Genomic DNA, 20406 nt, shown 5'->3' with positions numbered 1-20406 from the left:
GGCGGGCCGGCCGCCGACTAGAATGGGGAACCGTGTCTGAATCCACCGAAATCACCGAGAGCTCGGTCGAGGCGGCGGTCGAGGCGGCACTCGCCGCCATCGATGCCGCGGGCGACTCGGAGACGCTCAAGGCCGTCCGTCACGACCACACCGCGGAGGGTTCGCCGCTCGCGCGGCTGAACGCGGGCATCCGGTCGCTGCCGGGGGATCAGAAGGCCGCCGCCGGCAAGCTGGTCGGCGGCGCCCGCGGGCGGGTGAGTCAGGCGCTCGCGGCGAAGGAGGCCGGGATCGCCGCGGCTGAGGAGACTGCCCAGCTCGCGGCCGAGGCCGTGGATGTCACCGCGGTGCCGAGCCGCTGGACGCCCGGCGCCCGGCACCCGCTGAGCCTGTTGCAGGAGCGCATCGCCGACGTCTTCGTCGGGATGGGCTGGCAGGTGGCCGAGGGCCCGGAGCTGGAGAGCGAGTGGTACAACTTCGACGCGCTCAACTTCGACGCCGACCACCCGGCGCGCGCGATGCAGGACACCTTCTTCGTGGAGCCGGTCGATTCGCACCTGGTGCTGCGCACCCACACCTCGCCGGTGCAGCTGCGCGCGCTCCTCGGGGACGAGCTGCCCGTCTACCGGATCGCCCCGGGCCGGGTGTTCCGCACCGATGAGTTCGACGCCACGCACCTCCCGGTGTTCCATCAGACCGAGGGCATCGCGGTCGACAAGGGCCTGACGATGGCGCATCTGCGCGGGACCCTCGATCACTTCGTCAAGACGCTCTTCGGCGAGGGCGCGCGTGTGCGTCTGCGCCCCAACTACTTTCCGTTCACCGAGCCGAGCGCCGAGCTCGACCTGTGGCATCCCACCTTCGCGGGCGGTGCGCGCTGGATCGAGTGGGGCGGCTGCGGCATGGTCAACCCGAATGTGCTTCGCTCGGCGGGCATCGACCCGGACGTCTACACCGGGTTCGCGTTCGGGATGGGCGTCGAGCGGGCGCTGATGTTCCGCAACGATGTGAAAGACATGCGTGACATGGCCGAGGGCGATGTCCGCTTCTCCCAGCGGTTCGGAATGGTGGTCTGATGCGCGTCCCTCTCAGCTGGCTCGGCGAGTACGTCGACCTCGATCCCGGCACCACGCCTGCGCAGGTGCATGCGGCCCTCGTCTCGGTCGGCCTGGAGGAGGAGGGCGTCCACACCTTCGGGATCGAAGGCCCGATCGTCGTCGGGGAGGTGATCGACTTCGTCGAGGAGCCGCAGAGCAACGGCAAGACCATCCGCTGGTGTCAGGTGCGCGTCGCCCCGGAGGGCCAGAAGGCGGCCGATGGCGGCGCGGATGTGCGCGGCATCGTCTGCGGCGCGGGCAACTTCTTCCCCGGCGACAAGGTCGTCGTGACGCTCCCGGGCGCGTCGCTGCCCGGCCCGACACCGCTCACTCCCTTCGTCATCGCGGCGCGCAAGACCTACGGGCACGTCTCCGACGGGATGATCGCCTCCGCCCGCGAGCTGGGCCTCGGCGACGACCATGACGGCATCCTGCGCCTGAGCACACTCGGGCTCGACCCGGAGGTGGGCGCCGACGCGGTCTCGCTGCTCGGACTGGACGACACGGCCGTCGAGGTCAACGTCACCCCCGACCGCGGCTACGCCTTCTCGATCCGCGGCATCGCGCGCGAGTACGCGCACGCCACCGGTGCGGCCTTCCGCGACCCGGCCGAGGCGGTCTCGGCGCCTCACGCTCACGCGCACGGCTTCAGCGTCGCGGTGGACGACAGCGAGCCTCTCCGCGGTCGTGTCGGCGCGACCGTGTTCGTCACACGCGTCGTGCGGAATGTGGACGGCTCGCGCCCGACCCCGCCGTGGATGGCGGCGCGGCTCACGCTCGCGGGCCTCCGCTCGATCTCGCTCATCGTGGACATCACGAACTACGTCATGCTCGAGCTGGGCCAGCCTCTCCACGGCTACGATCTCGACAGGCTGAGCGGAGGCATCGTCGTCCGCCGGGCGCGGGCGGGAGAGACCCTCGTCACCCTGGACGGCCAGACCAGGAAGCTCGACACCGAGGACCTCCTCATTGCCGACGGTTCGGGCGCGATCGGCCTCGCCGGCGTCATGGGCGGCGCGGCGACCGAGATCAGCGCCGGGACCACGAGCGTCCTCGTCGAGGCGGCGAACTTCGACCCGGTCTCGATCGCTCGCACCGCCCGCCGGCACAAGCTGCCGAGCGAGGCCTCCAAGCGCTTCGAGCGCGGCGTGGACCCGCGGGTGGCGGTCGCTGCCGCGGCGCGTGTCGTCCAGCTGCTGGAACAGCTCGCCGGGGGGAGCGCCGACGGACTCGGTTCGCTGCTGGACGAGACAGCGGACGCCGAACCGATCCGTCTGCCGGACGACTACATCGGGAACCTGGTCGGCGTCGCCTTCACCGATAACGAGGTGCGCGGCGCGCTCGCGGAGATCGGCGGCTCGGTCGCCGAGGCCGACGGCGAACTTCTCGTGACGCCGCCGAGCTGGCGTCCGGACCTGCGCGATAAATCGGACCTGGCCGAGGAGGTCGCCCGCATCGTCGGGTTCGACCGCATCCCCTCGGTGCTTCCGGTCGCCCCGCCCGGCCGCGGCCTGTCGCGGGCGCAGACGCTGCGCCGCGCGGTCGCCCAGACCCTCGCGGACAACGGCGCCACGGAAGTGCTCGCGTTCCCGTTCGTCGGCGCGGCGCAGAACGACCTCTTCGGCTCGCCCGAGCCCGGCGGCGTCCCGGCCGTGAAGCTCGCGAACGCTCTGGACGCCACGGCGGCATACCTGCGCACGTCGCTGCTCCCCGGTCTCCTCGGCATCGCCAAGCGCAACCTCGCCCGCGGTCTCGTGGACTTGAGCGTGTACGAGGCCGGCACGGTGTTCTTGCCCGGGGCGGCCCTGGGCAGCCGGACGCTGCCCCCGGGCGCTGCGCTTCCCAGCGACGAGACCCTCGCGGGCCTGAACGCCGGCATCCCGGACCAGCCGCGTCACCTCGCCGGCGTCGTCCTCGGTCACACCGTTCGGAAGCAGCCTGGCCAGCCCGCCGTCGCGGCGGGCCTCGCCGACGCGCTCGCGATGGTGGACCAGGCGGCGGCGGCCGTCGGCATCGCGGTCGAGCCCGTGCAGAGCCGCCACCAGGCGCTCCACCCGGGACGCACCGCGCAGCTCGTCGTCCACGGCCGCGACGGCGTGCGCACGGTCGTCGGCTACGCCGGAGAGCTGTCACCGGCGCTCGCGGCCGAACTCGACCTCCCGCGCGTCGTCGCGGTCTTCGAGCTCGACCTGGACGCGCTGATCGCTGTGGCCCCGGCGCAGATCGTGGCCGGGACGATCGCCGGGTTCCCGGCGGCGACGCAGGATCTCTCCCTGGTCGTCTGCGACGAGGTTCCGGCGGGAGACGTGCTGCGCGCGGTCCGCGGCGGGGCGGGGGCTCTGCTGGAAGACATCCGCCTGGTCGACGACTACCGGGGCAGCGGCCTCCCCGACGGCCACAAGAGTCTCACCTTCGCACTCCGGTTCCGCGCTGACGACCGGACGCTGACGGCGGCGGAGGCGAGCGAGGCGAAACAGGCCGGGGCCGCCCGCGCGGGCGAGCTGTTCGGGGCGGGCGTCCGGGAGTGACGCGGCGGTCACCGTGCGCGGAGCCTGCGGAACTCTCTTCGCGCGCGGTGACGCAGTTGCTCGCCGAACTCCACCGCGCGGCGGTACGGGGTGCTGGGGTTGAGGGGCACGCGGAGAGCCGCTGGGTCCGCGGCGCGGATGATCTCCCGCAGGAGCGCGTTCCCGTGGTCCGCGCGTTCGGCGGCCGGAACGCCCACGAGCGTCCCCCAGGAGGACTCGGTTGCTGAACGGCGTGAACGTCTACCTGCGCGATGTCCCACTCGAGCTGGCTCTGACCCTGCCAGGAGCCGCAGCGGTGCTCCCAGTAGAAGAGATCGTCGAGAGCGATCCCGGAGGCGGCGGAGGCGGGCGCCGCGCTCCGGTGCCACTCTTCGATCGACGCTGCGATGAAGGGGATCTCCGCCCAGCCGGGGATCAGGGCCAGGATGTCAGCGGCGGAGCCGGTTGCGGGAGGTCCGTCCGGTCCCCCGTAGAAGGTGCGCGCCACTTCGCTCGCATTGCCCTTCACCGCGACGTGGTCGGCCGGGTGGCCGTTCAGGATGCCGTGGGCGATCACCCCCCAGTCGTCGTAGTGCGCCATCGGTGTGTTGCCGGTGTACAGCTCCCGCCAGCCGGGGTCCGGCTCGGCGCGGCAGTCGATGAGGTGATGCGCCACCCCCAGCCGGGCAGCCACGGTCTTCGCGATCGCGACATCGGTCGAGAACCGGGTCAGGTGCCGGTAGAGCAGGGTGTACCTGTACATCGAACTCCGCACGTCCCGGGAAGCGGCCGCGATCAGAGCGCGTGAGTCGTACCCCGCGGTGAGCGGGAGGGACAGCGGGAAACGACGGGATGCCGCGCCGATCGCCGCGGTCAGGTGCGCGGCGGTGAACTCCTCGGCGGCGGTCAGCGTCCGGTCGGGCAGCGGCGCGACGGGCCAGACGCGTTCCTGGCGGCGTCGCGCGACGTTCAGACGGTGGTTCGGGACGAGGCGGTCCACCTCGTCGTACAGTGTCATCGCGGCCGGGAGGAAGTGTTCGCGATCGGCCGCTTTGTGTACGCTGCCGTCGAACTGACGCGCGCGCTCTCCCCGCCTCAACGGTACGACCTCCGCCAGCAGGTAGGCCTGCGAGGCCGCGTGGAAGCGTCCTTCGTGCCAGGTGTACTCGACCGATCGGGTCCCCGTGGCGTCGAGATAGACGACGATGTCGTCCCCGGTGAAGGCGAAGAGCGCGAACCGGCCGGACAGGCGGTGCAGGAACGTCTCGCCTTCGCTGCGGGACCAGGCTTCCGCGAACTCCGCGAGAACCGCTGCGTCATCCTGTTCCGGCCGCTCCGGGTCGATCGCGAAGCCGAGGAGGACGAAACTGCTCCCGGGCGCGCGGTGGATGGTGACGCTGAGCTCGGGATGCGCGTACACGGTGTGCTCGGCGACACGGTGACGGCCCCAGCCGTCGAGGTCGACGGTGGAGTCCGGTGTGATCAGGAACTGGCGGCGGAAGCGGAGACTGTTCATTCGGAAGCCAGGAGGGTGGGAGCGGTCGCGGCGGCGGCGCGGTCGAGACGCCGCTTTGTGCGCACCGCCGCGGTGGCCTGGACGAGGAGAACCGTGGCCTCCGCGCAGAACTGCCCGAGGAGCGCGCCGAGGGTGCCGCCGAGCGCGGCGCCGGTGAGGATCAGGGGGAGGCCGACCAGGGCCCCGGCGGCCGCGGACCAGGCGAGCGCATCCAGCCGTCCCAGGGTCACGAGGAGGATCTGGCCGCAGGACATGCTGACGAAGATCACAGCGAGCGTGCCGCCGGCGATGGCGGCGAGCGGGGTGGGGATGTGGATGACACCGGCGAACACGATCTCCGCCACGACCGGGGCGACGACGGCGAAGCCGGCTCCGGCGACGAGGCCGACGACCACGTTCGTCAGGACGGCCCGGCGTGCCCGGCGCAGCCGCTCGGCCCGCGTCGTCGCTTTGCCCACCCAGCCTTTGAGGGCGAAGTGAACGGTTCCGATGACCTGCTGCGCCATCCTCAGCAGCCGGTCCATCGCGGCGTACGACGCGGTGGCCTGCGGTGCGACGAGAGCGACCGCGGCGGTGCCGAAACTGATGTAGAAGCTGGAGAAGACGCGCGTCGTCAACGCCATCGACTGGCAGCGGACGAGGAACACGACTCGCCGCGGCGACAACCGCAGGAAGTCCGCTCGCCTGACCCCGAGTGTGCGCATCGCCAGCGCCGGGCTCAGCAGCCCCGCCACGAGCAGGGCGATGCCGTAGACGATCAGCGGCGCTCCGGCGAGCAGCGCCAGCGCGGCGGCCAGCACCGCGGCCGTGCGCGGGATGGCTTCTTGCAGCAGGATGTGGCGGGGCTGGGCGATGCCGACGAAGACCCAGGCCGCGCTGATCGAGCCGCCGGCGGCGACGGCGACCACGGCGGCGGTGAGGCTCTGGGACGGGGCGAGCAGGAAGGCGGCGATGGCGGCGGCGATGAGCGCGGGGATGGCCACCAGCACCTGCGTGGTCAGTCCGGCCGCGTAGGTCTGGGCGATGTTGCGGCGGGCCTGGCGGGCGACGCGCTGGGTGCCGGAGATGCCCCAGCCGAGTTCGACGAGCACGCCCGCAGTGCCGCCGAGCGACTGGCCGATGGCGATCGCGGCCCAGCCCAGCCTTCGGCCCCGGCGGTGTGGGCGATGGCGGGCAGCGCGAGCAGAGGGCTCACCGCGTTGAGCAGAGGGATGCCGAGGTATCCGCCGAGGAGGCGGGCTCCGCGGCTGAGCTGGGTGCGTCGGGTCATGGTCGTCTGGCGGGTCGGGATCGGTGATTCACGGGTAGTGAACACACTATTCAACCATCTTGGAAATGTGCCTCTTCCGGGGGTCGTGTTCGATGCGATTGGCGTCTCGGCGCGCCGGAACGATAGGGTGGGCGGCATGCTTATCGTCGGCGCCTCCGCTCTGCGCCGACGCCTGCGCGACCGCCGAAGCTAGGCGGCGCTCGGGCGACCTCTCGGGGTCAGACGCGGGCGTTGCCATCTCCGAGGTCCCCTGTCGTCCACGTCACCAAGGAACAAGCATGACTCTCTCGGTCGCCGTCGCCGGCGCTTCCGGGTACGCAGGCGGGGAGCTGCTGCGCATCCTCGCCGATCACCCCGATTTCGATATCCGCACCGTGACCGCGCACCAGAACGCCGGTCAGCCGCTCGCCGCCCACCAGCCGCAGCTGCGCTCGCTGGCCGGCCTCACCCTCTCGGAGAGCACGGCGGAGAACCTGGCGGGGCACGATGCGGTCTTCCTCGCCCTTCCGCACGGGAAGTCGGGAGAGATCGCCGCGCAGCTGCCGGCGGACACCCTCGTGGTCGACTGCGGCGCCGATCACCGGCTGGAAGACCCGGGCGCGTGGGCGGCGTTCTACGGCGGTGAGCACTTCGGTTCGTGGGCCTACGGCGTCCCGGAGCTGCCGGTCGGCGCGGGGAAACAGCGCGAGCGTCTCGCCGGGGCCAAGCGGATCGCGGCGCCGGGATGTAATGCGAGTGCGGTGTCGCTGGCGCTCGCCCCCGGCATCCACGCCGGGTTGATCGAGGACGCCGATATCGTCTCCGTGCTCGCGGTCGGGCCCTCGGGCGCGGGGAAGGCGCTGAAGACGATGTACCTCGCGAGCGAGATCCTCGGTTCGGCGAACCCGTACGCGGTCGGCGGGACGCACCGGCACATCCCGGAGATCCAGCAGAGCCTGCGGAAGGCGGGCGCGCCCTCGCCGACGATCTCGTTCACACCGGTCCTGGTGCCGATGTCGCGCGGAATCCTGGCGACCTCCACCGCCCGCGCGAGATCGGGCGTCAGTGCTGCGCAGGTGCAGGCTGCGTGGGAGGAGGCGTACGCGGGGGAGCCGTTCGTGCAGGTGCTGCCGGCGGGGAGCGTGCCGCGCACCTCGGATGTGCTCGGCGCCAACACGGTTTCGATCGGAGTCGCGCTGGACGCGGCCGCCGGCCGGGTCGTCACGGTGCTCGCGATCGACAATCTGTACAAGGGAACCGCCGGGGCGGCCATCCAGTCCGCCAACATCGCCCTCGGCCTCGCCGAGACCGCCGGCCTGAGCGTGAATGGAGTCGCCCCGTGAGCGTCACCGCTGCCCAGGGCTTCGCCGCCGCCGGTGTCGCCGCCGGTCTCAAGCCGAGCGGCGAGCGCGATCTGGCGCTCGTGCGCAACCGCGGGCCGCTGACCGCCGCGGCCGCCGTCTTCACCACGAACAGGTGCAAGGCCAACCCCGTGCTCTGGAGCGAGCAGGTCATCGCGGACGGCGTGGTCTCCGCGATCGTGCTCAACTCCGGAGGGGCGAACTGCTACACCGGGGCGGCGGGCTTCCAGGTCACGCACGCGACGGCCGAAGCGGTGGCCGCGGCCCTCGAGGTCTCGGCGGGCGATGTCCTCGTCTGCTCGACCGGCCTCATCGGCGACCAGCTCGACCTCGCCAAGCTGACGGCTGGGGTGGACGCCGCCACGGCCGCCCTCGCGACCGACGCCGGCCTCGGCGCGGCCGAGGCGATCATGACCACGGACACCCGGCCGAAGCAGGCCGAACAGCGCTCGAACGCGGGCTGGACCATCGGCGGGATGGCGAAGGGAGCCGGGATGCTGGCCCCCGGGCTCGCGACCATGCTCGTCGTGATCACCACGGACGCCGTGCTCGGCTCCGCGCAGCTCGACAGCGCGCTCCGCGCCGCCACGCGCGTCACCTTCGACCGCCTCGACTCCGACGGCTGCATGTCCACGAACGACACGGTCGCCCTGCTCGGCTCCGGGGCCAGTGGTGTCGAGCCCGACCTCGATGAGTTCGCGCTCGCGCTCACCGAGGTCTGCCGCAGCCTCGCGACGCAGCTGCAGGAAGACGCGGAGGGCGCCTCCCACGACATCACGATCGAGGTCGTGAACGCGCTCACCGAGGACGATGCGGTGACCGTCGGCCGCGCGGTGTCCCGCTCCAACCTGTTCAAGGCCGCCATCTTCGGCAACGACCCCAACTGGGGCCGCGTGCTCGCCGCGGTCGGCACGACCGACGCGGCCTTCGACCCCTACCGCATCGACGTCGCGATCAACGGCGTCCAGGTGTGCGCCGCGGGCGAGCCCGACCAGCCGCGCGACCGTGTCGACCTCGCCCCGCGCGCTGTGCGCGTCCGCATCGACCTGCACGCCGGGGACGAGGGCGCGAGCATCCTGACCAATGACCTGACCCACGACTACGTCCACGAGAACAGTGCCTACTCCAGCTGAGATGACGAAAGAAGAAGACGCCTTCGAGACGGTCGAGCGCGCCGCCGCCACAGCCAAGGCCGCCGCCCTCATCGAGTCGCTCCCGTGGCTCAAGACTTTCCACGACCGCATCATCGTGGTGAAGTTCGGCGGCAATGCGATGGTGAGCGAGGAGCTTCAGCGCACTTTCGCCGAGGATATGGTCTACCTCCGCTACGCCGGTCTGCGCCCGGTCGTCGTCCACGGCGGCGGTCCGCAGATCTCCGCGATGCTCGACCGGCTCGGCATCCAGAGCGAGTTCCGGGGCGGCTACCGCGTGACCACGGCCGAGGCGATGGAGGTGGTGCGCATGGTGCTCACCGGCCAGATCAACCGCGACATCGTGGGCACCATCAACAAGCACGGCCCCCTCGCGGCCGGGCTCTCCGGCGAGGACGCCGCGCTGTTCCAGGGCCGCAAGCGCGGCGCGGTGGTGGACGGCGAAGAGGTCGACCTCGGACTCGTCGGCGATGTGATCGGCGTGAACCCGGAGGCTGTGCTCGCCCAGCTCGACGCCGGGCGCATTCCGGTCGTCTCCTCGATCGCCCCGGACGCCGACGAGCCGGGACAATCCCTCAACGTGAACGCGGACGCCGCCGCCGCCGCCCTCGCCGTGGCGCTCCGCGCCGCGAAGCTCGTCATCCTGACCGACGTCGCCGGGCTGTACGGCGACTGGCCCAACCGGGACTCGCTGCTGTCGAAGATCACCGCGCCGGAGCTGCGCGAGCTGCTCCCGGGCCTCGAATCGGGCATGATCCCGAAGATGGCGGCCTGTCTGGCGGCGGTCGACGGGGGAGTGGAGAAGGCCGCGATCATCGACGGGCGCATCGAGCACTCGATCCTGCTCGAAGTGTTCACACAGTCCGGGATCGGAACGGAGGTGGTGCCGGTATGAGCGGCGACCCGAACGGCCGGATCGACGGCGCAGAGTGGAAGTCGCGCTACGCCGAGACCATGATGCGCACCCTCGCCACGCCGAAGCTCCTGCTCGAGCGCGGCCAGGGCTGCCGGGTGTGGGACGTGGACGGCAACGAGTACCTCGACTTCCTGGCCGGGATCGCGGTCAACTCGCTCGGCCACGCCCATCCCGCGCTGGTGGAGGCCGTGAGCGGCCAGGTGGCGACCCTCGCACACGTCTCCAACTACTTCTCGACGGCCCCGCAGCTGGAGCTCGCCGAGCGGCTGCGGGCGATCGCCGGCGCGGGGGAGCAGGGCCGCGTCCTGTTCGCCAACTCCGGGGCCGAGGCGAACGAAGCGGCCTTCAAGCTGGCCCGCCTGAACCGCGGACCGCACGGCGTCCGCACGCGGGTACTCGCCCTGCGCAACGCGTTCCACGGTCGCACGATGGGCGCGCTCGCCCTCACCGGCAAGCCGCCGATGCGCGAAGCGTTCGAACCGCTGCCGGGCGGGGTGGAGCACATCGACTCGACCATCGCCGCGCTGGAGCACGCGATCGACGACCGGGTCGCGGCCCTCTTCGTCGAGCCGGTCAAAGGCGAGGCGGGTGTGCTCGAGCTGCCGGCCGGGTTCCTGCGGCGCGCTCGCGAGCTCACCGAGCAGCACGGCGTCCTGCTCGTCCTGGACGAGATCCAGACCGGCGTCGGGCGAACCGGAGCCTGGTTCGCCTACCAACACGAGGGCATTCTCCCGGACGCCGTGACGGTCGCGAAGGGCATCGCCGGCGGGGTCCCGATCGGCGCGCTCGTCACTTTCGGCTGGGCCTCCGACCTCTTCACGCAGGGACAGCATGGCTCCACGTTCGGCGGCAACCCGCTCGCGACAGCGGCGGCCAACGCCGTGCTCGGCGAGATCGAGCGCGCGGGACTCGTGGAGAACGCGGCGCGCCGCGGCGGCGAGCTGCGGGCGATCATCCGCTCCTACGACTCCCCGCTGATCGGCGAGGTGCGCGGCGCGGGGCTCCTCGTCGGCATCGGCCTGACCGGAGGCGAGGCGAACCGGCTGTCGGACGCCGCGCTCGCGCAGGGTCTCATCGTCAACGCCCCGAACGAGTCCAGCATCCGCCTCGCGCCGCCGCTCATCGTGGGCGATGCCGAGCTCGCCGAGTTCCGCGAGCGGTTCGGCCGCGCTTTGGCCGCCCTCTGACCCCCACCCCGAAGGATCACCATGACCAGGCACTTCCTCCGCGATGACGACCTCAGCCCGGCCGAACAGGCCGAGGTGCTCGACCTGGCCGCCGAGCTGAAGCGAGACCGCTTCCGCGCCCGGCCGCTCGCCGGTCCGCAGACCGTCGCCGTGATGTTCGACAAGACCTCGACCCGCACACGCCTCTCGTTCGCGACCGGCATCGCCGACCTCGGCGGCACCCCGCTCATCATCCAGGCCGGGGAGAGCCAGATCGGCGCGAAGGAGTCGCTCGCCGACACCGCGCGCGTGATGGAGCGGATGCTCGCCGCCATCGTGTGGCGCACTTTCGCGCACTCGGGGCTCGAAGAGCTCGCCGACGGCACTCGCATCCCCGTGGTCAACGCGCTCTCCGACGATGTCCACCCCTGCCAGACCCTCGCCGACTTGCAGACGGTCCGCGAGCGCAAAGGGCACACCGCCGGGCTCACGATGAGCTTCTTCGGCGACGGCGCGAGCAATATGGCGCACTCCTCCCTCCTCGGCGGCGCGACGGCGGGCATGCATGTCCGCGTCGCCGCGCCGGCCGGGTACACGCCGGACCCCCGGTTCGTCGCGGACGCCGAGGCGATCGCGGCCCGCACCGGAGGATCGGTGCTTGTGACCGCCGACCCAGGAGAAGCGGCGGCGGGCGCCGATGTGATCGTCACCGACACCTGGGTGTCGATGGGCAAAGAGGACGAGAAAGCAGAGCGGATCGCCGTGTTCGGCGACTACGCGGTGGACGCCGGGACGCTGAGGCTCGCGGACCCTGCGGCGATCTTCCTGCACTGCCTGCCCGCCTACCGGGGTCTGGAAGTCAGCGCCGATGTCATCGACGGCCCCCAGTCCGTCGTCTGGGACGAGGCCGAGAACCGGCTGCACGCGCAGAAGGCCCTGTTGACGTGGCTGCTGGCGAAGAACCGGGAGGATGCGGCATGAGCGCGCACAGCGATGCCGGACAAGGCGGGGTCGGGCACACCGACGAGGGCAAGCTCTGGGGCGCCCGGTTCGCTGGCGGCCCCTCGCCCGAGCTCGCGGCGCTGAGCGCATCCACGCACTTCGACTTGGCGCTCGCCGCCTACGACCTCGCCGGCTCCCGCGCGCACGCGGCCGCCCTGGCCGCGGCCGGCTACCTCACGGACGATGAGCTGGCCGGGATGCTCGCGGCGCTCGACCGCCTCGACGAGGACGTCGCCTCCGGCGCGTTCGCCGCGGCCGAGACCGATGAGGATGTCCACGGCGCTCTCGAGCGCGGCCTCATCGAGCGTGCCGGCGCCGACCTCGGCGGCAAGCTGCGCGCGGGCCGGAGCCGCAACGACCAGATCGCCACGCTCGTCCGGCTCTACCTCCGCGACCACGCGGGCGTCATCGCCGATCGGCTGATCGCGCTCGTGGACGCGATCGCGGCCCAGGCGCAGGCGCATCCCACCGCTATCCTGCCCGGTCGCACCCACCTCCAGCACGCGCAGCCGGTGCTGCTCGCCCACCACCTGCTCGCCCACTGCTGGCCGCTGGTCCGCGACCTGGAGCGTCTGGCCGACTGGGACAAGCGCGCGAACGTCTCGCCCTACGGAGGCGGTGCTCTGGCTGGCTCGACCCTCGGCCTCGACCCGCTGCTCGTCGCGCGCGAGCTGGGGTTCGCGGCCAGCTCCGAGAACTCCATCGACGGCACGGCGGCGCGGGATGTCGTGGCCGAGTTCGCGTTCATCGCCGCGCAGATCGGCATCGATCTCTCCCGCTTCGCCGAAGAGATCGTCCTGTGGAACACGCGCGAGTTCGGGTTCGTCACCCTCGACGACTCCTACTCGACCGGTTCCTCGATCATGCCGCAGAAGAAGAACCCCGACATCGCCGAGCTCGCGCGGGGCAAATCCGGGCGTCTGATCGGCAATCTGACCGGACTGCTCACCACGCTGAAGGGCCTTCCGCTGGCGTACAACCGCGACCTGCAGGAGGACAAAGAGCCGGTCTTCGACTCGGTGCAGACCCTCGAGGTCGTGCTTCCGGCCTTCGCCGGGATGGTCGCGACCCTGCGCTTCCACACCGATCGGATGGCCGAGCTCGCCCCGCAGGGATTCTCGCTCGCGACCGATGTGGCCGAGTGGCTGGTCAAGCGGCATGTCCCGTTCCGGGTGGCGCACGAGCTGACCGGGAGCCTGGTCCGGTTCGCCGAGGAGAACGGCCTGGAACTGCACGAGGTCTCCGACGGGCAGTTCGCGGCGATCTCACCGCTGCTGACCCCGGACGTCCGCACGGTGCTGACGGTCGAAGGCTCCGTGGCCAGCCGAGCCGGCGTCGGAGGGACCGCGCCCGAGCGTGTCGCCGAGCAGCTCGCGGCCCTCACCGACCGCGTGCGCTCCCTCGCCGCCGGGCGGGAGCTCTGATGGCCTCGCGCCGCCCGGGATGGGTCATCCCGCTCATCGTCGTCGTGGCCGCGGCGGTCATCGTGACCGGCCTCGTCGTGACCGTCGCCGTCGGCGGACGCGTCTTCTGACGTGGTCCTCTCCCCGCCCGGGCGCGACACCTTCCTGGCGTCGTCGCTTGCGGTCGCCCCGCGCCTCCTCGGCGCCGTGCTGCGGCACGAGAGCGCCGAGGGCGCGGTCGCGCTGCGCATCACCGAAGTGGAGGCGTATACCGGCGAGGGCCTCGACCCGGGTTCGCACGCTTTCCGCGGACGGACCAAGCGGAACGCCGCGATGTACGGCGAACCCGGCCGCCTGTACGCGTACTTCACCTACGGAATGCACGTCTGCGCGAACGTCGTCTGCTCGCCGGAGGGGGAGGCGTCGGCCGTGCTGCTGCGCGGCGCCGAGGTCGTCGAGGGCGTCGCCCTGGCGGGACGGCGGCGTGCCGGCGCGAGCGGCCGCCGCATCCCGCCGCGCGACCTCGCCCGCGGCCCGGCCCGCCTGGTCGTCGCGGCCGGGATCGGCCTCGCGGACGACGGGGCTGACCTGCTCGCGCCCCCGTTCGGCCTGCTGCTCCCGAGCGTGCAGCCGGAGTACGCGACCGGACCCCGGACGGGCGTCTCCGGCGCGGGCGGCGGCGCGGCGTTCCCGTGGCGCTACTGGCTGCCGGGCGAGCCGTCGGTGTCGCCGTATAAGCGCCACCCCCAGTCGCACCCCTAGCTGCCAGTCTGCCAGTCTGCCTCTCCCACCCCAGACCCCTACCCCCAGTCCCTACCCCCCCCAGCAGGATCTAGATGCAGGAAAGGGAGGAGGTTCGGCTGTGGCGGTCTGCTTTGTCCTCCGTTTCCTGCGTTTTGGCGGGCTGGCAGCTGTGTTTTCCTCCGTTTCCGACGGGTGCGGGTGGTGAGGGCGGGTGGGGTTGGGGTGAGGACGAGGGGGGTCACCCTGCGGTGAAGCGGAACAGACCCGCGCAGACGCAGGCCCACACGAGGCTGACGAGCGTTCCGATGAGGAAACGCTCGCGCGTCTCCGGTGTTTCGAGTTCTGTGAACCGCCCGACGCCTTTGATCGCGATCAGGACGGCCAGCGCTTCGGGGAAGCCGGCCATGATCGCGCCGGTCGCGGCGAACCGTTCGAGGAGGCCGATGATCGTGCCTCCGCGCAGGACCTCTCTGGTGCTCTCGGGCCCGCTCACCCGGTCGTGGACGACGATGCCGCCGTTGGCCCCCAGCGGGGCCGGGCGGGTCCCGAGCGCCAGGACGAGCTGCGCGGCCGGTCCGCCGCCGACGACGCTGAGCGCCAGCGCCACGATGCCGATGAGCGCGCGGTAGCCGTTGGGCGCCTCGTACGGCGGCAGCGTGAGGGCGAGGAACGCCAGTGCGAGGAGTCCTGCCCCCGTGTACACCAGCGGCCGGCGTGGCCGGCGCAGGGTGGCGATTATGCAGCACAGGGAGGCGATGGCCAGGAGGAGCGTGAGCGTCCAGGCGGTGATCGGTGCGGCAGCGGAGAGGACGCTGGGCAGCGGCAGGTCGGTCATCCATCCTCCGAGTCTCGGCGGGCCGGCGCCTGGGCTGCGTCGACACTCGCCAATAGCCTAATCAGCGCGGGATGCGCGGCGAGTTCCACGCGCACTCCCGCTCTCCGCGCACGGTCGCTGGCCGATTGCGGGGTGATCCCGAGCCGGGCTCCCGCCTGAGCCTGTGTGAGGCCGGAGGCGACGAGGTCGTAGAGTTCCCAGCCGGCCGCGCTCCGCGCTTCGCGAACGGTGAGCAGCAGCGTCAGCAGCGCCTCCGCGTCCGCCGCGGGCTCCGGGGCGGCGAGGGCGTCTGCGGCGAACCGGGTGGCTGCGCGTTTGGCGCGGGCGACCGCTGTGCGCGCGGCGACGAACGCCTCCCCGGCCGCTTCGCGCGTGGCGCGAGGCAGGGGGGTGCGTACGGCTCCGATGCCGAGCCCGACGCTCCAGTCGCCGCGGCGGGTGAGGTCGAGGACGATCTCGAGGACGGCCGCCGGGTCTGCGCTGAGCGCCTGGATCTCGTCGCCGGCGTTCCGGTCGGCCGGCAGCGCGAGGCGGTCGCCGAAGCGGCTGTCCAGCTCTTCCACGAGGGGCGCGGCGAGATCGGCCCGGCGCCGGCTGCCGACCTGGTCTGCGGTGATGACGAACATTTCCCCCTCCAATCAGGTCTGGGGGCTTGATTGCGATCTTATCAAGTCTGAGGGCCTGATTGTGGTGTCATCAGGGCTGTGGGCCTGATATTTCAACGGGATGCCGGGTCGCCCGCTGCTAGCCTTTAGAGGTGTCAGATTCGCCTTCCCGCCACCAGCAGCTTCTCCGGGCGCAGTCCAACGATCCGTCTTTCGACGATGTCTGGGACGAGCTGATCTGGCGCGGACTCGTGTATGTCTCCACAGACGAGACCGCACTGAAACAGCTCCTGGCGGGTGAGCCGATCGCGTACTACTGCGGCTTCGACCCGACAGCGCCGAGTCTGCACCTGGGGAACCTCGTCCAACTGCTCACCATGCGCCGGTTGCAGTTGGCCGGCCACCGCCCGCTCGGTCTGGTGGGCGGGTCGACCGGCCTCATCGGCGACCCTAAGCCGTCCGCCGAGCGCACCCTGAACACCAAGGAGACCGTCGCCGAGTGGGGCGGCTTCCTGCGGGAGCAGGTCACGCGCTTCCTCTCGGACGAGGGCGACAACGCCGTCCTGCTGGTCAACAACCTCGACTGGACCGCGCCGCTGTCGGCCATCGACTTCCTGCGCGAGATCGGCAAGCACTTCCGTGTGGGGGCGATGTTGAAGAAGGACGCTGTCGCCGCGCGCCTGAACTCCGACGAAGGCATCTCCTACACCGAGTTCAGCTACCAGATCCTCCAGGGCCTCGACTACCTCGAGCTGTACCGCCAGCACGGCTGCGTGCTGCAGACCGGCGGCAGCGACCAGTGGGGGAACCTCACGAGCGGCACGGAGCTGATTCGCCGAGTGGCGGGCGGACACGCGCACGCCGTCGGCACGCCGCTCATCGTCAACAGCGACGGCACCAAGTTCGGCAAGAGCGAAGGCAATGCCGTCTGGCTGGACCCGGCGCTCACCAGTCCCTATGCGATGTACCAGTTCTGGCTGAATACGGATGACGCCGATGTGATCGCGCGCCTCAAGGTGTTCACTTTCCTCCACCGCGACGAGATCGAGCGCCTGGAGCGCGCGGTCGCGGAGGAGCCGTTCCGCCGCGAGGCGCAGCGCCGGCTGGCGCTCGACGTGACGAGTCTCGTCCACGGTGCAGCGGCGGCGGAGGCCGTGATCGCGGCGTCCGAAGCGCTGTTCGGGCGCGGCGGCGACCTCGCCCAGCAGGACACGGACACCCTCGCGGCCGCTCTGCGCGAGCTTCCCCACACGGTCTCGGCGCCCGGTGCGACCATCGCCCAGGCGCTCGTGGACACGGGGCTCACCAAGAGCCTCGGCGAGGCCAGGCGCGCTGTGGCCCAGGGCGGCGTCTCCGTCAACAATGCGGCGGTGCAGGACGCCGACACCCCGGTCGGCGACGCACTGCTGCCGGGCGGTATGCTCGTGCTGCGCCGAGGCAAGAAGACGCTTGCGGGCGTCTTCGTCGAGGAGGGTGTCTGAGATGGACGGCGAAGCGCACGGGGACGGCTCTCGCGAGGAGGAGGGCCTCTTGTCGCGTCTTGAGGTGATCGAGGCTCAGCCGCTCGCGGAACGGGCGGAAGCGTACGCGAATCTCCACGGGGAGCTCTCAGCCCGATTGGAGGGTGGGGACGCGCCGCCGAACCGCGGAACTGGTAATATGTGATACTGAACCCAGAGTATCAGCACGAAAATCGGTGACCCGGCCTATGAAAATCATCCACTTCTGCACGCGTGTCGGAAACTTCGCCGACGGCCTCGTCAATGTCGCTGTCGACCTCGCGATCACCCAGTCGCGAGCCGGTCACGATGTCGTCCTCGCTTCTCTCGGCGGCGACTACGAACCGCTGCTCAACGCCAACGGCGTGCGGACCGTCCGCCTGGACTTCCGGGTGCGCAAGCCGTGGGAGGTGCTCGCGACACGCCGGGCGATCAAACGTCTCGTCGCGGAGACCGGGGCGGAGGTCCTCCACTCGCACACGATCGCGCCCGCGGTGCTCGCGGCCTCCCTGGGCCGGCGAACAGCGCTGACGGTCTCCACCGTCCACAACGAATTCCAGCGCGGCGCCCGGCTGCTCGGCGCGAGCCGTCTCGTCGTGTGCGTCAGCAAGGCCATCCAGGACAAAATGGAGCGGATCTGGCTGAGCCGCGGGAAGACCACCGTCATCGTCAACGGTGTCATGGGCTCCCCGCGCCGGGTGACGGCGCCCCCGAAACCGCGGCTGCAGGGCCGCGCCATCGTCGCGATCGGCTCCGTCACACTCCGCAAGGGGTCTGATATCCTTCTGGAGGCGTTCGGTGAAGTGGCCCGGCAGCGGGACGACGCCCACCTCTACTTCGTCGGGAACGTCGATCATCCGGAGCTCCTCGATCGCTTCCGAGAGGAGGAGTGGTTTCCGCGGGTCCACCTGGAAGGGCGGGCAGAGGACCCCACCGGCTACCTCGCCGCCGCGGAGGTCTTCGTCCAGGCGTCCCGTCAGGACCCGTACCCGCTCGCCGTTCTCGAGGCCATCCAGTCCGGCATCAAGATGGTCGGCAGCGACGCCGACGGCATCCCCGAGGCCCTCGGCCACGGCCGCCTCGGTGCGGTGTTCCCGAGCGAGGACGCCGAAGCGCTGGCCGCCCGGCTGATCGACGCTTTCGACGGCCGTGGCCCGATCCCGGAGCCGACGGAGGCCGACCTGGCGGCGAACTCCGTCGAGCGGATGGCGGACGACTACGTGCGCGAATACGCACGCCAGCTGACCGGCCGCGGCGCGGTGTAGCGTTGAGGGGTGTCGCCGGGAACGTCTGAGCCTGCTTTCCTGCGGCTCGATGTGGCTTTGACGGTTCGTGGGCTTGTGCGTTCGCGGAGCCGGGCGGCTGCTGCGATCGCCGAAGGTTTGGTGACGGTGGACGGGAAGCCGGTCATCCGGGCGTCTACGTGGGTCGGTCCGGGGCAGGCCCTCGCGGTCGCCGGCGTCGATCACTATGTGAGTCGCGGCGCCCATAAGCTTCTCGCGGCGCTCGATGCCTTCGGTGTGCCTGTCTCCGGCCGGACAGCGCTCGATGCGGGGGCCTCGACCGGGGGATTCAGTCAGGTGCTGCTGGAGCGTGGCGCTGAGACGGTGGTCGCGCTGGATGTCGGGCACGGCCAGCTCTCGCCCGTGCTGGCGGGGGAGGGACGGCTGCGTTCTTTCGAGGGCGTCAATGTGCGTGCCCTGACTCCGGAGCGGCTCGCGGAGCTGCTGGGACGGCCGGTGCGTCCGGAGCTGGTCGTGGCCGATCTGTCCTTCATCTCGCTCACGCAGGTCATTCCGGCGCTGCGGGCGGTCGCGGAGAAGGGCGCGGACTTCGTTCTGCTGGTGAAACCGCAGTTCGAGGTCGGCCGGTCGGGCATCCGCGAGGGAGTCGTGCGGGACGCCAGGCTCTGGGAGGATGTTCTGACTGCTGTTCTCTGGTCGGGGTTCGATGCGGGTCTCGGAGTGGCGGGTGTGATCCGGTCTCCGATCGTGGGCTCGCACGGGAATGCCGAGTTCTTGGTTCGGCTGACGACGCGTGGGACCGATCCGGGCCAGTGGCGCGATCGGGTTCGGGAGGTGGTGCGCTGAGGGCGGTGCGCGTCCGCTCCGCGGCGTCCGCTACGCGGCGAGGGGGACGGACACCCGGCTGAGGTCGGGATCGTCGACGATGATCTGCCCGGCGACGCCGGCGGGCAGATCCACGACGATCGGCGCGATCAGGTTCACCGTGGGGGCGCCGTGGTGGGTGCTGACGACGACGTACACGTCGGCCTCCACGGCCACCGTCAGCCCTGCCCGGTAGCCGGGGAGCCGGACAGCGGTGTCGAGGACGTACAGGCGGACGCCCGGGTCCTCGGTCGAGCGGAGGACGTAGCAGCCGGGGGCGCCGTCGAGAGGGGTCAGCTCGAAGAACACCAGGTGTTCGAGGCCGACCAGGGGAGCGGTGAGGGCGAGGGGAACGCTCATGATGCCTTTCAGCGCAGGTAGTCCATCAGGGTTTGCTGGATGCTTTTCGCCGCGACGGCGAGAGCGGTCTGGTAGGCGACCTGCTGTGCGTTCAGGCGCAGCACGACGTCGGCGGGATCGGCGTCTTCGATGCGGGAACGGGTCTCTTCCAGCGTGGTCGTGTCTGTCCCCAGCTGCAGCTGGACCTGTTGCAGCTGGGCGAAGTCGGTCCCGATGGCCGATTGGGCGCCGGAGATGACGTTCAGCGCCGAGTCGATGGCGGCGAGTTCGGAGCCGACGTTCCTGCCTGCGGCGATCTTCGTGGTGATCCCGTCGATGAGGGCGAAGACGCTGCCGGCGCCGAAGATGGCTGCGCCGTCGGCGGACACCGGGATGGTCGCGGATGCGCTGACTCGCCGGGACACCTCGGCGCCGGGCGTGCCGTTGAACGCGTAGCTCTTCACGTCGAACGCCGTGTCGGCGTCCGAGGTGCCGGCGAAGACGCTCCGGCCGAGGTACTGAGTGTTGGCGAGGGTGAGGAGGTTCTGCTTGAGCTGCTCGATGCTCTTGACGATGCCGTTCTGATCGGCGGGGGTGTTCGCTCCGGTGTTCGCTGCTTGCACGACGAGGTCGCGGATCTTGGAGAGCACGTCGGCGGAACCGGTGAGGGCTGAGTCGACGGTCTTCATCCAGCCGGTCCCGTCATTGACGTTGGACTTGTACTGGGCGTTCTGGGAGATCTGTTTGCGCACGGCGAGGAGGTTCGCGACTCCGGCCGGGTCGTCGGAGGGCTTGGCGATCTTCACCCCGCTCGTGCCCTCCTGGTAGAGGTCGCCCATCGAGGCTTTGGACGCCTGGAGGTTCCGCTGAGTGCTGAGCAGCTGAGTGGTCGAGGTGACGCGCATTGTCAT

The 20406-nt window shown here is 71.0% G+C and carries 17 protein-coding genes; 12 read left to right on the top strand and 5 right to left on the bottom strand.

Annotated features, from left to right (window positions below; genetic code table 11):
* Positions 1-32: 32 nt before the first annotated feature.
* Together pheS and pheT are read left to right on the top strand one after the other, a co-directional pair.
* Positions 33-1073 carry a phenylalanine--tRNA ligase subunit alpha gene (gene pheS, locus O159_RS09765; protein ID WP_021755641.1) on the top strand — a complete coding sequence of 347 codons (1041 nt, stop codon included), beginning with the start codon at positions 33-35 and terminating at the stop codon, positions 1071-1073.
* Entirely contained in the window at positions 1073-3622 is a 2550-nt protein-coding gene (gene pheT, locus O159_RS09760; protein WP_021755640.1) for a phenylalanine--tRNA ligase subunit beta, read from the top strand. The genes pheS and pheT overlap by 1 nt, the downstream gene beginning before the upstream one ends.
* 1491 nt (positions 3623-5113) lie before the next feature.
* Here the strand turns inward: pheT and O159_RS09755 are convergent.
* On the bottom strand, positions 5114-6208 hold the full coding sequence (locus O159_RS09755) for a hypothetical protein (RefSeq protein WP_021755638.1): 1095 nt from the start codon (positions 6206-6208) through the stop codon (positions 5114-5116).
* A gap of 457 nt (positions 6209-6665) precedes the next feature.
* Between O159_RS09755 and argC the strand changes: the two genes are divergently transcribed.
* The 7 genes from argC to O159_RS09720 all read left to right on the top strand — a co-directional run bounded on the left by argC (position 6666) and on the right by O159_RS09720 (position 14127).
* The gene (gene argC / locus O159_RS09750; RefSeq protein ID WP_021755637.1) at positions 6666-7709 is read left to right on the top strand and encodes an N-acetyl-gamma-glutamyl-phosphate reductase; all 1044 of its coding nucleotides are present in this window, start codon (positions 6666-6668) and stop codon (positions 7707-7709) included.
* Entirely contained in the window at positions 7706-8860 is a 1155-nt protein-coding gene (argJ, locus tag O159_RS09745) for a bifunctional glutamate N-acetyltransferase/amino-acid acetyltransferase ArgJ (RefSeq protein ID WP_021755636.1), read from the top strand. The genes argC and argJ overlap by 4 nt, the downstream gene beginning before the upstream one ends.
* Position 8861: 1 nt before the next feature.
* Positions 8862-9773 (top strand): acetylglutamate kinase, encoded by a 912-nt coding sequence (gene argB / locus O159_RS09740; RefSeq protein WP_021755635.1) that lies wholly within the window; start codon positions 8862-8864, stop codon positions 9771-9773.
* Positions 9770-10981 carry an acetylornithine transaminase gene (locus tag O159_RS09735; RefSeq protein ID WP_021755634.1) on the top strand — a complete coding sequence of 404 codons (1212 nt, stop codon included), beginning with the start codon at positions 9770-9772 and terminating at the stop codon, positions 10979-10981. Before argB ends, O159_RS09735 begins: the two co-directional genes overlap by 4 nt.
* Positions 10982-11002: 21 nt before the next feature.
* Positions 11003-11941, top strand: coding sequence for an ornithine carbamoyltransferase (argF, locus tag O159_RS09730; protein ID WP_021755633.1), 939 nt, complete (start codon positions 11003-11005; stop codon positions 11939-11941).
* Positions 11938-13386, top strand: coding sequence for an argininosuccinate lyase (argH, locus tag O159_RS09725; protein ID WP_021755632.1), 1449 nt, complete (start codon positions 11938-11940; stop codon positions 13384-13386). The genes argF and argH overlap by 4 nt, the downstream gene beginning before the upstream one ends.
* 111 nt (positions 13387-13497) lie before the next feature.
* Entirely contained in the window at positions 13498-14127 is a 630-nt protein-coding gene (locus tag O159_RS09720; RefSeq protein WP_021755631.1) for a DNA-3-methyladenine glycosylase, read from the top strand.
* 220 nt (positions 14128-14347) lie between these two features.
* Here the strand turns inward: O159_RS09720 and O159_RS09715 are convergent, their stop codons facing one another.
* Both O159_RS09715 and O159_RS09710 read right to left on the bottom strand, forming a co-directional pair.
* Complete coding sequence (locus O159_RS09715) at positions 14348-14944, bottom strand: hypothetical protein (RefSeq protein ID WP_021755630.1); 597 nt, start codon at positions 14942-14944, stop codon at positions 14348-14350.
* Positions 14941-15570, bottom strand: a complete 630-nt coding sequence (locus O159_RS09710; RefSeq protein WP_021755629.1) for a hypothetical protein — start codon at positions 15568-15570, stop codon at positions 14941-14943. Before O159_RS09710 ends, O159_RS09715 begins: the two co-directional genes overlap by 4 nt.
* Before the next feature lie 131 nt (positions 15571-15701).
* On the opposite strand from O159_RS09710, the gene tyrS reads away from it, so the two are divergent.
* The 3 genes from tyrS to O159_RS09690 all read left to right on the top strand — a co-directional run bounded on the left by tyrS (position 15702) and on the right by O159_RS09690 (position 19138).
* Positions 15702-17030, top strand: coding sequence for a tyrosine--tRNA ligase (gene tyrS / locus O159_RS09705; RefSeq protein ID WP_021755628.1), 1329 nt, complete (start codon positions 15702-15704; stop codon positions 17028-17030).
* Between the two features lie 227 nt (positions 17031-17257).
* The gene (locus O159_RS09695; protein WP_021755626.1) at positions 17258-18313 is read left to right on the top strand and encodes a glycosyltransferase family 4 protein; all 1056 of its coding nucleotides are present in this window, start codon (positions 17258-17260) and stop codon (positions 18311-18313) included.
* 51 nt (positions 18314-18364) lie between these two features.
* Positions 18365-19138, top strand: coding sequence for a TlyA family RNA methyltransferase (locus tag O159_RS09690; RefSeq protein WP_201766263.1), 774 nt, complete (start codon positions 18365-18367; stop codon positions 19136-19138).
* 30 nt (positions 19139-19168) lie between these two features.
* Here the strand turns inward: O159_RS09690 and fliW are convergent, their stop codons facing one another.
* Both fliW and flgL read right to left on the bottom strand, forming a co-directional pair.
* On the bottom strand, positions 19169-19516 hold the full coding sequence (gene fliW / locus O159_RS09685; RefSeq protein ID WP_021755622.1) for a flagellar assembly protein FliW: 348 nt from the start codon (positions 19514-19516) through the stop codon (positions 19169-19171).
* A gap of 8 nt (positions 19517-19524) precedes the next feature.
* Entirely contained in the window at positions 19525-20406 is an 882-nt protein-coding gene (flgL, locus tag O159_RS09680; protein ID WP_043993679.1) for a flagellar hook-associated protein FlgL, read from the bottom strand.

Source organism: Leifsonia xyli subsp. cynodontis DSM 46306, assembly GCF_000470775.1.
In the GTDB taxonomy this organism is placed as follows: domain Bacteria; phylum Actinomycetota; class Actinomycetes; order Actinomycetales; family Microbacteriaceae; genus Leifsonia; species Leifsonia cynodontis.
The sequence above is the reverse complement of the archived record's forward strand: the minus strand, read 5'-3'. Positions and strand labels throughout refer to the sequence as shown.

What these genes read in the sequence shown, in the direction of transcription:
- pheT (WP_021755640.1), top strand. Translation starts at nt 1,073, where the DNA reads ATGCGCGTCCCTCTCAGCTGGCTCGGCGAGTACGTCGACCTCGATCCC.
- argC (WP_021755637.1), top strand. Translation starts at nt 6,666, where the DNA reads ATGACTCTCTCGGTCGCCGTCGCCGGCGCTTCCGGGTACGCAGGCGGG.
- argB (WP_021755635.1), top strand. Translation starts at nt 8,862, where the DNA reads ATGACGAAAGAAGAAGACGCCTTCGAGACGGTCGAGCGCGCCGCCGCC.
- O159_RS09735 (WP_021755634.1), top strand. Translation starts at nt 9,770, where the DNA reads ATGAGCGGCGACCCGAACGGCCGGATCGACGGCGCAGAGTGGAAGTCG.
- argF (WP_021755633.1), top strand. Translation starts at nt 11,003, where the DNA reads ATGACCAGGCACTTCCTCCGCGATGACGACCTCAGCCCGGCCGAACAG.
- argH (WP_021755632.1), top strand. Translation starts at nt 11,938, where the DNA reads ATGAGCGCGCACAGCGATGCCGGACAAGGCGGGGTCGGGCACACCGAC.
- O159_RS09715 (WP_021755630.1), bottom strand. Translation starts at nt 14,944, where the DNA reads ATGACCGACCTGCCGCTGCCCAGCGTCCTCTCCGCTGCCGCACCGATC.
- O159_RS09710 (WP_021755629.1), bottom strand. Translation starts at nt 15,570, where the DNA reads ATGTTCGTCATCACCGCAGACCAGGTCGGCAGCCGGCGCCGGGCCGAT.
- O159_RS09695 (WP_021755626.1), top strand. Translation starts at nt 17,258, where the DNA reads ATGAAAATCATCCACTTCTGCACGCGTGTCGGAAACTTCGCCGACGGC.
- fliW (WP_021755622.1), bottom strand. Translation starts at nt 19,516, where the DNA reads ATGAGCGTTCCCCTCGCCCTCACCGCTCCCCTGGTCGGCCTCGAACAC.
- flgL (WP_043993679.1), bottom strand. Translation starts at nt 20,406, where the DNA reads ATGACAATGCGCGTCACCTCGACCACTCAGCTGCTCAGCACTCAGCGG.